This is a genomic window from Massilia sp. BAP21, from assembly GCF_057801335.1.
Genome location: NZ_CM173596.1, coordinates 2849152 through 2864013, shown reverse-complemented (window position 1 = coordinate 2864013; position 14862 = coordinate 2849152). Strand labels below are relative to the sequence as shown.

At 50.8% G+C, this 14862-nt stretch carries 15 protein-coding genes; 3 read left to right on the top strand and 12 right to left on the bottom strand.

The genetic code is table 11. The features are described 5' to 3' along the window. The first annotated feature begins 44 nt into the window (after nucleotides 1–44). Nucleotides 45–1037, top strand: a complete 993-nt coding sequence (locus ACWYRN_RS12670) for a T6SS immunity protein Tli4 family protein (protein WP_488692729.1) — start codon at nucleotides 45–47, stop codon at nucleotides 1035–1037. A gap of 3 nt (nucleotides 1038–1040) precedes the next feature. Continuing rightward, nucleotides 1041–1307 (top strand): PAAR domain-containing protein, encoded by a 267-nt coding sequence (locus ACWYRN_RS12665; RefSeq protein WP_488692728.1) that lies wholly within the window; start codon nucleotides 1041–1043, stop codon nucleotides 1305–1307. Nucleotides 1308–2011: 704 nt separating this feature from the next. Here ACWYRN_RS12665 and ACWYRN_RS12660 read toward each other — a convergent pair. The 12 genes from ACWYRN_RS12660 to ACWYRN_RS12605 all read right to left on the bottom strand — a co-directional run bounded on the left by ACWYRN_RS12660 (nucleotide 2012) and on the right by ACWYRN_RS12605 (nucleotide 13204). Beyond that, nucleotides 2012–2629, bottom strand: a complete 618-nt coding sequence (locus tag ACWYRN_RS12660) for a hypothetical protein (protein ID WP_488692727.1) — start codon at nucleotides 2627–2629, stop codon at nucleotides 2012–2014. Further along, nucleotides 2619–3887 (bottom strand): AAA family ATPase, encoded by a 1269-nt coding sequence (locus ACWYRN_RS12655; RefSeq protein WP_488692726.1) that lies wholly within the window; start codon nucleotides 3885–3887, stop codon nucleotides 2619–2621. Before ACWYRN_RS12655 ends, ACWYRN_RS12660 begins: the two co-directional genes overlap by 11 nt. Nucleotides 3888–4197: 310 nt before the next feature. Next, nucleotides 4198–5994, bottom strand: coding sequence for a DUF2326 domain-containing protein (locus ACWYRN_RS12650; protein WP_488692725.1), 1797 nt, complete (start codon nucleotides 5992–5994; stop codon nucleotides 4198–4200). Beyond that, on the bottom strand, nucleotides 5981–6229 hold the full coding sequence (locus tag ACWYRN_RS12645) for an ABC-three component system middle component 8 (protein WP_488692724.1): 249 nt from the start codon (nucleotides 6227–6229) through the stop codon (nucleotides 5981–5983). The genes ACWYRN_RS12650 and ACWYRN_RS12645 overlap by 14 nt, the downstream gene beginning before the upstream one ends. After that, complete coding sequence (locus ACWYRN_RS12640; RefSeq protein WP_488692723.1) at nucleotides 6213–7178, bottom strand: ABC-three component system protein; 966 nt, start codon at nucleotides 7176–7178, stop codon at nucleotides 6213–6215. Before ACWYRN_RS12640 ends, ACWYRN_RS12645 begins: the two co-directional genes overlap by 17 nt. A gap of 16 nt (nucleotides 7179–7194) precedes the next feature. After that, nucleotides 7195–7284, bottom strand: coding sequence for a hypothetical protein (locus ACWYRN_RS12635; protein ID WP_488692722.1), 90 nt, complete (start codon nucleotides 7282–7284; stop codon nucleotides 7195–7197). A gap of 1025 nt (nucleotides 7285–8309) precedes the next feature. Further along, the gene (locus ACWYRN_RS12630; RefSeq protein WP_488692721.1) at nucleotides 8310–9113 is read right to left on the bottom strand and encodes a hypothetical protein; all 804 of its coding nucleotides are present in this window, start codon (nucleotides 9111–9113) and stop codon (nucleotides 8310–8312) included. A 157-nt stretch (nucleotides 9114–9270) separates the two neighbouring features. Next, entirely contained in the window at nucleotides 9271–9582 is a 312-nt protein-coding gene (locus ACWYRN_RS12625; RefSeq protein ID WP_488692720.1) for an AAA family ATPase, read from the bottom strand. 204 nt (nucleotides 9583–9786) lie between these two features. After that, nucleotides 9787–10125 carry a hypothetical protein gene (locus ACWYRN_RS12620; protein ID WP_488692719.1) on the bottom strand — a complete coding sequence of 113 codons (339 nt, stop codon included), beginning with the start codon at nucleotides 10123–10125 and terminating at the stop codon, nucleotides 9787–9789. Nucleotides 10126–11322: 1197 nt separating this feature from the next. Next, the gene (locus ACWYRN_RS12615) at nucleotides 11323–11613 is read right to left on the bottom strand and encodes a hypothetical protein (RefSeq protein ID WP_488692718.1); all 291 of its coding nucleotides are present in this window, start codon (nucleotides 11611–11613) and stop codon (nucleotides 11323–11325) included. Between the two features lie 467 nt (nucleotides 11614–12080). Next, entirely contained in the window at nucleotides 12081–12965 is an 885-nt protein-coding gene (gene trfA / locus ACWYRN_RS12610) for a plasmid replication initiator TrfA (protein ID WP_488692717.1), read from the bottom strand. A 17-nt stretch (nucleotides 12966–12982) separates the two neighbouring features. Continuing rightward, nucleotides 12983–13204, bottom strand: a complete 222-nt coding sequence (locus ACWYRN_RS12605) for a DNA-binding protein (protein ID WP_488692716.1) — start codon at nucleotides 13202–13204, stop codon at nucleotides 12983–12985. An 88-nt stretch (nucleotides 13205–13292) separates the two neighbouring features. Between ACWYRN_RS12605 and ACWYRN_RS12600 the strand changes: the two genes are divergently transcribed. Beyond that, complete coding sequence (locus tag ACWYRN_RS12600) at nucleotides 13293–14273, top strand: MarR family transcriptional regulator (RefSeq protein ID WP_488692715.1); 981 nt, start codon at nucleotides 13293–13295, stop codon at nucleotides 14271–14273. The last annotated feature ends 589 nt before the right edge of the window (nucleotides 14274–14862 follow it).

Sequence of the window (14862 nt, the reverse complement as noted above, 5' to 3'; positions counted from 1 at the left end):
TTGTCATCAATGCACGCCCTTTAAGGAACGACAGAGATGGAACCGTGTCACTCATCAGGAGCATCGCCCGGCGCCTGAAGCAACGTTCTGAAAACGACATTCCAGTTGAGCCCGGCAATTGTATCGAACATGCCTTCCTCCCTGACAACCCGGCTCCAGGCGAGGAACTGCCTGTAGAACTCATTCGTATCGGTTTTCGGTTGAAGGAGTTTCCTGACACGCACCTCTCGGTTTTTGTCGGACCGTCAAATCCCCATTACGAAGAGAGCCACTCGCTGGAGTGGCGGCTCACTCAGCTCGAGAAGAACCAGAAAGCCCAGGATCCCAACAATCCGCTGATAAAAACCAAAGACTTGCGCAGAGGGGAGCGGCAGATCCACGGGTGGCTAAACGGCTTTGAGGCCCTGTCGCGTACCCCAGAACAGGCGGAAATACACTCGATCCATGATTTCGCCATGGATTTTAGAGGCGTGCCGTCGGACCCGCTGAAACCTTATGTAGAAATACAAATGCAGACTGGCGTTGCCGACAACGTCGCCGGCGCAACTAAAGCTAGCCTGACTGACGAAGAAGCCATCGCGGTTTGGGACAAGATCACCAGCACTATCCGCGTGCGTCCAACCGGCCCCGCAGCGGACAAGACGGCCGAAACGGACTCTGGCTCCAAGCGTCCACTCGGCGAGCTTGCGGCAACTGGCCGCGCGTGCCCGCAAACGGGCTGGTGGGTGCCTGATGAGCCGAAAGATACTCAGGGTGACCGGCGACAGCACATCAAGGCAGGCGAGCGCATGCCGCATGTGATATCGCTCGGCGAACCGTCCATATGGCAAAAGCTGAAGGGAGAAAGGCCTACTTACCGCACGGCGACGATGTGGAAACTAGTCAGCTATGACGACGCACCAGTTCACGTCGACACAATCGAGGAGACGCAGACAATCGCACAAGGTTCTCCTGATAACGTTGCTGCCAAAAACGCTAGTGACAACACAACCGAAAGAAGTCGAAACGACCAAACCTCGCCGCAAACAAAAGGTTAATCCGTGCGAAATGTGATTCGTCTTGGCGACCCCACATCTCACGGCGGCAAAGTCGAGAGTGCCGGCGCAGATCATTTTACGGTTGATGGCATTCCAGTCGCTCGCGTTGGGGATATATGCAGTTGCCCCATCAAAGGACATGACAAATGCACCATTGACGAAGGAGACCCAGACCACGTCATTGACGGGGTTGCCGTCGCCTACGATGGGCACAAGACCACTTGTGGCGCAACCTTGATCGCCACCGTAGGGAACTTTGGTGGGCAATAGTTCAAGCATATAGTTCCGACTGATCTGCTCTGGCAGAACCTGCCGCGCCGAGACGACCGCCAAGGGCCGTAGCTTCCTTTAGTGCGTTCTTTAGTTCGCTCGCTGATTCGCTTGACTTCGTGCTCGGCGAACGCTGCCATGATGCGAATGGTCCGGCCATTTGCTTTTGGGATGTCGCAAGCGACGAACTTGACCGCGTTTCTACCTTTGCTCTTCGCGGCCTCCATCAAACCTATAATGATTGAACGTCTGGCACGAATGCTGGCGCCGGCTACCGCATGCCCGAGAAATCCAGCCCTGCTGTCTAAATACAACAAAGCCCAACCAAATCGGCTGGGCCAAGTCGTTGATTTTATTGGTAGGCCTCCCCGGAGTCGAACCGGGCACCAACGGATTATGAGTTTGCCAGCAAAGCCAGGTCCGTAGGTAAATCGAGGTCAGGTAAGCGTAGGTTAGTGAAGGCAATAGTATACAACGAATCAATGAGTTAGCAAAATTTACGTAACGCTAGGCAAATGTACGAGTGTACCGCTGGCGTACCGTAGGAACTCAGCTCCTGCAAGCATCTACTCAGAATAGGGAGACAGAGACCCGCCCTCAGGGATCGATCTTCCGCCTGCTCTGCCACACACTAGAATTTCGAAGACTTTCTAAGGTCGGAAGATTGCATAGGTTGGGATGGCCGCCACCTGCCAGGCCATTTCTCATTGATAAAATTCAGCAAATTGCTGCGCTTGATCCATTATTGCTATACGCTTAACATGACCATCGCTTACTTTTTGTAAAAACTTGAAAATATGATCTCCTAAAAAGTTGGTCATAGTCTTCTCTACAAGCAATCCCTCGATATTTTGAAGATTGAAGTAAACTTGAGTTTGTTGCAAAGTAGTCAAAACAGTTTTTGGAGGCGCACCTCCAAACGGTTGCCTATGGATAACTGCATAGCGAATTCTTAAATCTAAAAATTCCTGCCGTGTCACCAGATTACGTGCAGCGCAATATTGATAAAGAGTTATAAGACCCTCATGTATTTTTTGCCTTATATCGGTTTTATCAACGTTTTTCCCTTCTTTAAACTCAACAAAATATAACTTGTCGTTATGGAGAAATAAAGCATCAGGCGTTTGCTCTTTATGCTGCTTTATTCCTGGACGCTGGTTCTTTAAGTTGTCGAAATTAAATGCCTGTTGATGGCAAATAATAAAATCTCGAAATTTACCAGCACCCTGCGCCGTATTCTGACTAAGCTCTGTAATAGGCTTCATTGACTCTGGAAAATCCGCCAAGAGGGCATTATATATCAGCGTCGCCTTAGAATTCATCGGCAATATCACCCATCATATCGATCAGTGGTTGCGACAACGCCTCAATGACTGGCGAAATATCCCCAAGTGTATTAAAGAAATTTACTTGCTGATTCGAATCTCTGGTTGCGAGATAAAACCTTGAATTTTCGTGCGAACTGTAGGCCTTCATAGATTCGACTATATACGGGCTATGACTAGTGACAATAATTTTAGCTCCAGCAGCTGTGAGCTTGCAGATTGCTTTTGCGTATTGGACTTGCCATTTAGGATGCAGATTCGTTTCTGGCTCATCAAGTATTAACAAAGTGTCTTCTCTAACATAGTCATGCTTCAGCAGTAGATCAAGAACTGCCATTGCTTTGACACCTGAAGCTGCATTGGCTGCCGCCACCTTAAAATCACCTTTGTCCAAGAAAAACTCTTCTTCCTCTTGGTCATAATATATTTTTCCTTGGTATACCTTTTCAACGTCATGCGCAATTGTTTCCTCGATGTTCGAAGTCCCATAACCAATCCCTTGCAATTTATTTGAAAGATCGATTGTACGAAAAGGAATCTGCCTTTTAGATGGAAACACAGCTGCACCGACACTATCATAAAAGCTTAGAGTATGCCGATATTGAAAAATTGCTGGCCCCTCTACAAAAGTCGCATCATTAAAACCAATTGGATCGCCTCCCTGAAAGCTGGTTATCTTCTCATCGTTAAGTGTTACCTCAAGAACTTTGGTCTCACCATCGACAATAGACACCCGCGCATCACCTCCGGTTTGTTTATTGACTATTTCTCCAGAAAATTCAGATCGAAGCGTCTCAAATATAGATTGAGAAATGATGGCCTCAGCTGAGACTGGCTCGCTAAGCTCCTCTTGAATTTTCATAATTTTTTGTATTTGCCTGTCGACTAAGATCTGATGCGCGGGCTCCACGTCAGCAATTCGATGCAGCTGATCGACGATTTCAGCAAACGGAGCATCTGCCAAGTCAGCTCCTCCACGAGGGTAGCGAAGTAAAGCTCGCAGCTCCGGATATTTAGCAAAATCTACGCGATGACGAATATTCATTGCGATAGAATCAAACATATTTCTATATTTTAATCTTTGCTGCCTCTTTAAGGCTATTGGATAATTTGAAAAGGCCTGAACTATAGAAAAAATAACCTTCCCAATTGTACTCTTGCCACAATCATTTTCTCCGGCAATCACAATTAACCCACCAAGATCAATCGATATCGGCGGACCAATCGGACCTAGATTTTCGAGAATTAATTTCATATAGTACCCACTTTTTCCTTTGCGCCGTCTTTCAAAACGATCACAAGTTAATTTAAATCGCGGCGTTGTTAAAACCGAAATGCGTTACTTCAAGCTGCTCGACGAACGATTGACGACACGCGGCCTCGACCGTCAATTTGCAGAGCTGCAGGAGCGTGTCGCCACTCTCAATCGCTTTACACGAGTTGGCAAGCAGAGATGGTGACCATTCCATAAAATCCGCTAAAGGCTAAAATATTACGCACTCAACCTATTCTTGCACAAAGCCCGCTGGTATAGAAAATACCGCTCTCCCGCTGTGGCTTTACTATTACCAAGCCCTCATTTTGAAGAGCCGCCCTTGCTGTCCTTCATCGTGAAACGCGATCACAATTTCATCACGTGAAAATGCCGGTTCATCGTCGACAGCTCGCGCTGGCAAGTCCGAGTCGATGAGCGTAATAACTGGCTGCAGTCCCAGTTCGGCATACCTACGAATGACCGTCACCAGATTCTCCTTCTTTCGATCATCCAAGGACTCGAACACGCCGTCGTGGTAAACGAAACGCGGGAACTTATCGTCCAAGTGGGCTCGCAAGATAGCCAAGTCAAAGGCGATGCACAGTAATTTCCTGTATGTGTGCCCAAGGTCAGCACTGGTTGCGTTGCCTGACTCATCTAGAATTTCAGCCTTGAATTCCAAGTGCCCTGCTTGGTTCGGTGATACGCTCAGCAGCGCCTTCCGGTCGATTACCTCTTCCACAATCTCACTAAAAAATACGCGGATTGCCGAGAACAAGCTGTTCTGATCAGAGTTTTGCTTTTCGACATCCGCCTCGATCTGGGTTTGTAGATGTCCACGCTCTTCGGTCAACGCTCTGATCTCGGTTCTCAATTCCTGCAGACGATGCAAGAAACCACGTTGACGCGCCAGCGAAGTAATGTCGGCGCGCAGCGTTACCATCTCATCCGAGACCTGCTTGTACTTACCAAATATATCGGTACCGCTCAGGAATGAAAGCGTCTCCGAGCGCTTTTTGCCTAAGGTATTGAGTTCTACATTGATGCGTTTAAGCTCAGCCTCGACCTCTACTCGTTCTTCCTGCAGATAGCCCCGGCGCTCGTCGGTAATCGCCCGATTGAAGGCAATCAACTGCTCGAAATCCTTTTTGATCTGCCCCCCGAATAGGACGCCAGCTTCCTCAAACAGGCGCTGCGCTTCGTCTGGGCTAAAGAGAATCTGATCCTCCTCCAGCGAGGTGATGATCTTCTTCTTGTTCTGGTTGAGCGAGTAACGTTCAGCGTTGAGCGACGCGATGCGTTCGTCGATGTCATCGACCAACTGCTTGGTGCTGTCCTTGTCTTGAGCGCGGAAGTCGAAAGCGTCGAGCAGTTTCTGCTTCTTCTCAGCTTCTTTCTGCTTGAGCAGCAGGATACCCTCGATCTTGCTGATGTCCTCGATGGAGCCGCCCAGCTCATTCTTAATTGTCTGTGCGGTGGACTGCCTCTCCGCGAGTTGCTCTTCCTTCTCGTAGTGCTGTGCCACGAGTCGAGCGTCAAAGCCAAGAACGTGAGCCAGAAAAGGCTTCCAATCCGAGTGCGCAGCCGCGAATTTGCGCAGATGAAACACATCGCGGAAATCATCCTGCGAGCGCAGCAGATAGCCCAAGCCTTTGCGGAACCCCCAAGGCTTGAGAGCGCGCCAGTCTAGCAATCCATCCAACAGGTCACGCGCCCGCTCGAAGGGCACGTCTTGGTGATCCCACTCCGCCTGCGGCAACCCCGACAAGTCCTGATGCCCGGCCTCATGGCGCTTGAAGCTAATCTTAGTAGCTTCTTCCACGCCGCGCCGGAGCGTTACGAAAGAAGCATCTTCCAGCTCGATCTCCAGGAAAAAGATGAACGATTGGAACAATTCGGCGTGTTTGAAAAGAAAAAATTTAGGATCGCGCTTTGCTAGTAATCCGAAGTCGAGCAAGCGCCCAAGAGTGGTCTTGCCAAGGTTATGAGTATCTTTGCTTCGGTTTTCGGGTAGACGAATTTCAGCCATTACGACGTTCAAGCCCTGTGCAAACTCCACGGGCTCAAACAAGTCAGGCTTGTTGGAATAAACTTTAGACAGCTTCATTTGACCCCACGTACTCCACGGCATCGGTCTTGGGGCGATATTCGATCAGGCCCATGAGATACAGAAAATTCAGTGCGGGCAAGAACAGTACGTCCCCGCCGACGACACTTTTTTTCGCAAACTTACGCAGCACGTCGTACTCATCCACGCGCCGGGCCTTTAGACGAGCAAGCAGCAGCAATGAGACGTTGATGACAGTGCGATCAGGATGAGAGTGCTTAGTCGGCCGCAACATCACCCACCTCCCCGATATCGCAGTTCCAGTACATGTAGAACAGCATAGCGCGCGTCAAGCGCTTGTGAGCGTGCTGCCGCAATACAGGATCACGGCTGAATAACAGGTCTACCAAATACTCCATAACCTCGTCGAAGGTCTGGTAGTCCTTGCGCCTTGCAATGATCTTGAGTTGAAACTCATCGACCACTGACTCGTACATGCGCAGTAGGTCTAGGTTTTCCGGTGCCGCCAGGAAAGCCCGAATTTGAGCAGTCTCTTTCAGGTACTTCCGCCGTTGCACCTTGGCGTAATCGGCACTCATGTTATTGATTGCGTTCTTTTGCTCGTAGGTCACCCGTTGAGTCGGTGGATCGTCAAGCAGCGCCACCACACCATCTTTCTGTCGAGCCAGTGCTTGCACTACTTCAGCCAGGTCATCGGGGCTGACGATCAACGGAGAATCGACCGGATCAAGGTCTGCTTCCCTTGCAACCTCTGGAAAGCGTTTCAGCCAGATTTCTAGTTGCTCCAGTCCGCAGATGTAGATTGAAGAGGCGGAAAGGTCGCACTGAGATGAAATGTAGTCGCGTATTTCTGTTTCAGCATTGCCGGCAAGACGGCGATTAGCGAACAGCATGTAGTGATCAAGTTGCTTAGCCTCGCGCAGTTTTTTGACGCGGGGAATTTCTTTTCCCAGCACGGTGTTTGCGGCTGTAGTGCTGAAAAAGTCAGATTCGGAAAAATTTCGGTTGTATCCGTTGGTGTGCTTGGCTTGGACAATGGCGATACCGACCCACGGCGCCGATTTGCTCGGATGCAGTTCTGCCGTCCCAATAAATTTGGCATCGCGTCCACCGTCAGGCCCTTTTGCAAAGCCTTGAACCGCAGCTCCAAGCAACCGCTGACACAAAAGAACGATCAAGGTCTCGAACTGACCGTCACTCATGTCTTCGTATGCAAATTTCATTGGGCTCCCATTTGTCTCAGCTAGCTAACACCGCATTCCTTATAGATCGTCGCTTCCGGATCAGATTCCGCTCAAACTCAGCTAGTGCAGCGAAAAGATGAAACATCAACTTGCCCGATGCATTCGTTATTTCGATCCTCTCTGTCAGCGACTCAACGCCCCCTCTCGACCAATGCTGTGACGATGCGTACGAGGTCAGGGGGAAGCTTCATCGGAGCCGATCCGGTCGTCAAACGACAAGGGTGTCACTCTCGCACAAGTCGGCAAGCACTCCTCTGCTGCGGACGGCCACATCAGACTTCCCACTTGCGGTATGACAGCTTGTTCAAGGCAAAGCGTCCGCCTGCAATGCGGTTGTTTGATCCTCGCCCATACACTGGCTCAGCCCAAAATCAACTTTCCATACGTTTTCAAACATAGAGAAGTAGACAAGAATTTTAACACTCAGCGAGGGCATCAGCCAGCGGGAGTGGTCTTACGTCAAACCGTCTGAAAAATCACTGTTTTCTGAACATTATGGGTCCGTGACTGCTCGGCTGGTAGCTCATAAGCCCCATACCACCAATTTCTGGTCTAAAGGCATAGACTGATGTCAACACTATGGTGTCCACGTAGAAGTGCTGCTCAAAACGAGGAACCAGCATCGCAACGACGCAGGCAGGTAGTTACTCAAAGAACGGATAAGCAGCTGCGCTGCCAGGGGAAGAGGTAGGGCTAGGGAGCGCCAAACTTGGGTACGACTCGCAGTTTTATTCACTGCCAGACGCTTGCGACAGCTACTCAAAACGAGGAACTGGCAAGGCACCAACACAGGCAAGCGGCTACCCAAAAGCAGGAACCGGTACGTCACCAACCATCCGCCGTATTTATGCCACTTCGCCTTGACCATAAGAGCTTGGCGGTTTCATGCCCACCTGCTCTGCTCGGCAGCGCTTTGTATCCGATCCTTGTTCATCGGCTCGCAGTTTCGCTCCACGCTTCCTCTCTACGATCGATCGCCCTTCCGCAATTGCGCTTTGCTTCGCTGGCGGTGGTCAGCTTGTGGCGGGACCTCCACCCACATGAGTCCGCTCATGCTGAGCGTACATGAAAAAGCCCTGCCAACTTCGGCAGGGCTTTGGGATGCTTCAATCAGAAGGCAATTGTCATATCGAAATTCGGGCTCGACACCTGGTCGAACGGGCCACCGCCCGACCAGGCGCGTGCGACGCTGCCGTAGATCTCGGCCGAGTACTCGCCGGCCGCGATGATGGCTCGATCGAGCTTGCGGAAGTGGATGCTGACGTCGCACCAACCGATATATTTGTGCACGATATTGCCAGTGGCATCGGCCGGATGCACATCGAACACGCCGCGGAAGAGCCAGGTGTCGCCCTTGTCCTCGCGCAGACTACGGAGTACGTCTACCGCCGGACGGTCGGTTGGGACGCCGGTGGGCAGGTCGTGGTAGAGGTAGTCGCTGTCTTCGTAACGGTCCGCCTTCAGGACAAAGCGATCCGACTCCATCGCCGAAAAGGCAGCAGCAAAATCGGATGCCGTCTGGAGTGTCTGTTTGACGCGCGGGAGGACGAGTTCGGTCACGAACTGGTCTTCGTCGCGGAAAACGTGGCCCGGCGCGAATGCTTCGAAAGCCTCCAGGAACAGCGGCACGAGGGGCGCGGCGGCGGCGGTTGTAAGGTTCAACAGAGTAGCGATCCGCTTGGTGCCGAGCGCCTCATCGAGGATTACATACGGCTTGGGAACAAACTCGTCCTGCAGCAAATTCATCAGGCCGTCGCCATGCTCGGACTCGAGCAGTTCTTGGCGCGTGAAGTAGGTCAGAAATGCACCCAGCATCTCTGCTGGATAATCGCGTGAGATTGCAATTCCGCGTTCTTTAATACTACTGTGGATTTCAAAGGCGCGATCGCGCCAGTATTTACTGAGTTGGGGCATGTTAGCTCCGTAATTGCTGATCAAAGGGGCTGAATATCGGCATAGAAGCTCAATGCTGGTATTCACGACACTACAAAATTTCCACGTTTTACCCGACAGCCCGTCGCCAGCCACGCTCGCTTTGCCCGCGCTCCTGAGAGGAACGCTAAGACGCTGATTATAGATTAACAAGAAATTCTAGCCATGTCCAGGGTGTGTTCGCGCGACAGTAATGAAGAAGTCGACGATGCGATGTCAGACCCGGCTGGCGGTTGTGACCTCTGGGCGCTGAGGTGGTCTCGCTCGCGGGCTTACCCATGTCAAGGCGGAAGTTGGCCGAATTTTCCAACAGAAGCCTGCGGAACAATTCCGCAAGCGATGTCTTGCCGCTGTTGTTGCGGCCAACTATCACGGTCGTTCGCGTCTCAAGAAATAGCTCCACATCCTTCAGCAGCCGGAAATTCTTGACCTCGATCTTCTTGATTTGCATGTGCCCTTGCAGATGATGGGACCAACAGCGCAGTCCGGCGCCCAGCTTCCGCCATTTCGGAAGCCGTTTCCCACAGGATACTCGAGCGAATAACAAAAAGACAAGAAACCAAAGCGCAATTTAGTTTTGTGCCCCGCGCCCCTCACGCTGCACTTGTTAAAGATCAACATACAGCTGTCGTCAAGCGCATCTCGTAGTAGGCGTTTATCCCACGTTGAGACGAGCCGTTTCCGCTCTCAATTGCACGGATCTAGAAATCTCCGCGCAACCAGGCTTATCTCCTTTAGTAAAAAACCATATCGGCAGCGTTGCATCGACTATATCCGCCACGTTCTCCGCACTCCAAAGTCCAACCGGGGAAACCACCATCTCGTCAGCGTCATCGTCGTGCCACACCAAATAGCACTTGACGCTAACTACCAAGGCGTATTGCAGCACCCCGGCTCCACGATCCCGCAGAGTCCCGTCAAACACATGTCGAATAGACATTGCATGAGTCATCGTCATCATTGCCGCATTGAGTTCAGTATTGTTTTGGCTCATCGTCAATTTCGCTCGTTTGTGCGTTATGAATTTATTCCCTGCCTGCCCTCGCCGCTTGATAAAAGTGGCTTGCCTCCATCATCTCGAAAAGCGACGGTGCATTTAGGTGTCGCGTTCCAATTCGTACAATACCAGAATAATCCTTCTAGTCCTTCCTTGCATTTGAGTTGGCCTGTACCACATTTCGGACAGGCCTTTGCAAGCAAGTGATTAGAATCCATATACGCCGTTACCTTCGCTTTACTTTGCGAAACGAATAGCTGCGGTAGCTGCTCCAAGAACCTCTTGTTCCGTTCCACCATGAGTTCGTGCGCTGCGACTCGGTCAGGCGGAGTCGGCAATGTAAACGCCAACCACTCACGAAGTCCGTCAAGCATACCTACGACCAGCTGCTGTTCAGCACGGTCCTTTTCTACTTGGCGACCTAACCGATTGATTGCCGTAGCAATTCTCATTTCTACTTCGGACAAATAATCCTTTTCATCCTGTTGTCGCAAAAAGTCATTAATGGCACCACGGATGAGATGCCCAACCGGCAACCCGATTCCGTTGGACCGCTCCTCTAGCTGCCGACGCTGGTCCTCCTCTAAACGCACTGAATATGTTCGCTTTGCCGCCATCGATACCCCCAAATTCGCATTACAAGTACGTGTTGCGTTCGCAACACTATCCTAAAAAATGCAATACGCAGAAACGCCGCATGCTGCATGGTAAATCCGAAAAAAACGACGCCGGAGCGTAATACCCCCTTTATGTTCCACTAAGAAATTTCGGGCGGGGCTGTGCAATGCAAATGCTATGCAACCGCCTAACAGCGAGTAGAGATGGATACTTCCTGCCAGCCGTCTATATATATGCCAAAATTGCAACCAAAGACCCGGGCAACTTACACTGCAGAAGAGCACAACTACTTCCAATGCCACCTAAGTGCTTCTAGACACGCTGGATGAGCTTGCCAACCGAAAGCCACATATCACGGCCCACCGAACAGTTTTTTGATTCGATTGCGATGATGTAACCGATTTGTAACCCTCGTGTAATCGATGTGTAATCCGCATGTAAACCATGGGTGATCCTTAAGTAAACTATATGTAATCTGCATGTAATCGATTCTCATTATGAATGTATCCAACTTACGACACGCTTGCACTCACTTTTAACATTTAATTATATTTTTCGTACAAATTACGATCCGCTTCAAATTACTGAAGTAGGAAATGGTCGGCTCGCTAGCTTTCGCAGTTTGGCAAGAATCCGTTTGTTTCCTTGACTACGCTCTGCCTTCGGGACTGGAAGATTGGAATTTTTATACGCGGCCTTTACTAATTCCCATTTTAAGGAAAGGGTAGAAAATGCTTGTTCCGACGTGGCAGAACGGCTCCCGCTAATATTTAAGTCAACGATTCGAGCCGTAAACCATACTCGGCCATCACGAACAGATTCCATAACTTCGACACTAAATCCCTCAATACGATGTGTTTTCTTCATGCACTTTCCTAATCAAAATTAGCCAGCCGTTTGGCGATGTTGTTTAACTGTTACGTTAAGTGCTTGATTCAGTGCGCTTGCTTGAGCTTGATCTTAACGTTTGGGACCTGGCTAACAGCACTTACTACATGAACTTTCCGTTTTCACTGATCGACGTCACCGATGCCTTCTGTGCGCAACATCGCGATCTAGCTTCTGTTGACTTAGAGCCAAAGCAGTCAGAAGATGCTGTACCGATTTGGTGTTACGGACGGTTAAGTAAATGGTTAAATCGGGTTAGCAGAACAAAAAAAATGCGTAGCCCGTTGTTGCATAAGGCTTTCTTCTGTTTTCTTGTACCTCATAGGTCGGTCACTGCGTACCTCATCGGGCGACTGTGCGTACCGCATAAGTCGTCATTCTGTACCTCATAGATCGACGGCGCGTACCTCATAGATCGGTACTTTGTGCTTCATAAAGTCAGTAACTTATCGCCGACATACATGTACGAGTTCACCCCGTATCTCCCACCCCTTGAGGAACTCGACCTTCTCCAATTCTCGGAGCGCAGTAGACACAAGTTGTTTGAACTTTCGTGGTGTTTCAGTCGTGCACCCGGCCCCCTTATACAGAGTGCTGAGCTTGATGGGCATTGGGTCCCGATGCGACGCAAGGTAGCCGTGCATCCAGGTTGCAAGCCCTATTGGCAGCGCAAGTCGTTGCGCCCATTGCAGGTGCGTAAAGTGCACGCTGCCAAAGAGGTCTAGAAGCTCCGGCGATATGCATACACGCCACTTGGGCAAGCGCGAGCCAGTTGCTTCGTCGCGCCATTCAAATTTCGGAATCATGGATAGATTAATGCCACGGCCCAATCGCTTAGAATAGACTGAAAGGGACGTCGCCTGCATACGGCGCAAGCTGTCACATAGACGGATCACATGCTGAGGATTAGGCTTTGACTTTGTAAGCCGCAGAGCCTGGACCACGTTGTAGGCAGTGAACTCAACAGGACTGCCAATCGGGATCGATTTCGCTAGGTGGATTAACTGCAGCCAAACCGACTCATCGTTTTGACGTAGCTCTTCTCCTGTGTAAGTGATCCGTACTGACTGCCCGATCACCGCTATTTCTTCATTTTTGAAGTAGCGTCTCGTCTGATTCCGGTTTTTTGCATTGAACAGCGCCGAACGCAGAATCTCGTTCGGCATGCAGCGAACCTCGTCTCTCCACAAGGGCAATTGAAGAGTGATCGGGCCAGCAGCTGCTTCGAGTGGTCGCGGCCGGCTTTTGGCTCTCTCTTCCATCCCCTGAACGAGTGCAAGCAGGTCATTACTGCTGGCTGGCAAGATACGACCAATGGAACGTAAGCTCATAGGTTAGAGTCTGACCGTCAAGCGTTTTTGCCGTTTAAAACGCGCGCGACGTCCATGGTTCTGAAGTAGAGTCGCCGCCCGACTTTCAACTTCGCCGTATTGATTTGCTGGGCAAGCTCACTCCCCGAGCGCAGATACATACGGACTGCCTCGGGCGAGCGATCGAGCAGGGTAGCGAGTCCTGCCAGAGGCATGAGGGGCCCGTAGCGCTCTACAAGGTTCTCTTCGATTGTCATCATGATTCGGCATCCTTTACGTTGTTTACACTTGTAGGATGCCGGGAGAAGGCGATACTATGTCGTGAATCTATTAGAGTTTGATTGACAGATGCCACGCCAAAAGTCCATTACTGTCGCAAGTCAACTTCCGGGGTCTGAGTTTGGGACCATTGTGCAGCAGCCTGTCATCACGGCTGACAGCGTCAACAGCAGACAACCTTATCATTGGTGTTTTTGTAAACTGTGTGGCCGGCAAACTGAATACGCGGTGGCGCTCGAAGCCGTTACGGTTTTTAAGCGACTTAAAAATGGGGCTGCCAAGGCGGTGCGAGTTACTCCAACAATGAGGGCTAACGCGCAACGTATTGCGGACAGTCTGGTCAAAAATTTTCAGCAAGCACTATTAGGCGATACAGGATCGCCCTCTCTTCAAGCTTTGCTCTTAGAGCACTGTAATCTTAGGGAAATGGGAGGAAAATTTCGTTGCGTCGAGACCTTCCGCGATCAAGTCGAGCGCCGCGCGTTGTTGATTGAATGGGCAAAGCACGGTGACATACCCGGAGCCACACGACTCCCGGGCATCTATAAAGGAGCACAGCGGCCGAGCAAGTTGTATTGCGATCTACATTATCCGGGGCGCAGTGAGGACGCGCGCCGCGCCTATCAACGTGATCGTAGATTCGCTGCGGAATATGCAGAATTAATCGGCGAAATCTGGGCGCAGTATGCCGGCTATATCAGAGCATGGAACCTTGACGACCACGCCTTAGTTCGACACGCAGCTTACCATCAACTTAGACTAATGAAATCACCAACTCGGATACTTGATGGATATTGCGCCTTACCTATGGCCGCGAATGCAAGTCCAAAATCTTCGTCTGGAACGAAGTCAATTGCTGACTATTATGAGGTAGCTCGTGCGGCACATGATCGAATCTGGAAGATGAAAGAGCCCGTGCGTTGGGTTGACTACTTGACAGAGCATGGTATCTCCAACCAATCAGAAATTGCCCGCCGTCTTGGCATAAATCGCCAAGCTGTATCTGCCGCACTCAAGCGAAAATTAGCTCGTATTGATGAGAATCTTTGAAAGCAAGGCGCGGCTTGGGCTGGGGTACTCCTTTAGGGTTTCCTCGCTCAAATTGGCTCCCTGTTCCCTCTGTGAACGGCTCGTTAGTGGGCTTAGAACGCGCGAAGGCGCATGACTTAAGACCGGTAATCTGCAGCTAACCAGTTCCTCAAGCAGTACTATCCCGCCAGACGGATCTGCCGGAAATGGAGTGCAGCCTGGAGGAACTATGACCTCGACGGCAATGATCGACGTCAGCAATGTTTGACGCCAAAAAAGAGTTCCTTCGGCCAACACGAGGTATTATGGCTCGACTGCACATGCAGCTAGGAGCGATGGGGCGGCTGTAGGAGACGCGTTTAACCGATTGATTGACACTCGGCTCATCCGGGCCCCTATCGCGCTTATACTGCCGATTCCCGGCTTTCCTAAGCACCGGGGCAGCAGGCTCGACTAGAGAATGAGAATTTGAAGGGCTTATGGATGACCTGGCGTCGAGTTGGGTGGGTAAGGGGGAATGACGAGGTATCGACTCAAGCTCTGCAAACGCAAATTGATCCGCGCCGGGCTGCACGAGATCCAAGCCCGCAATGACTTCGAGGATGTAGGA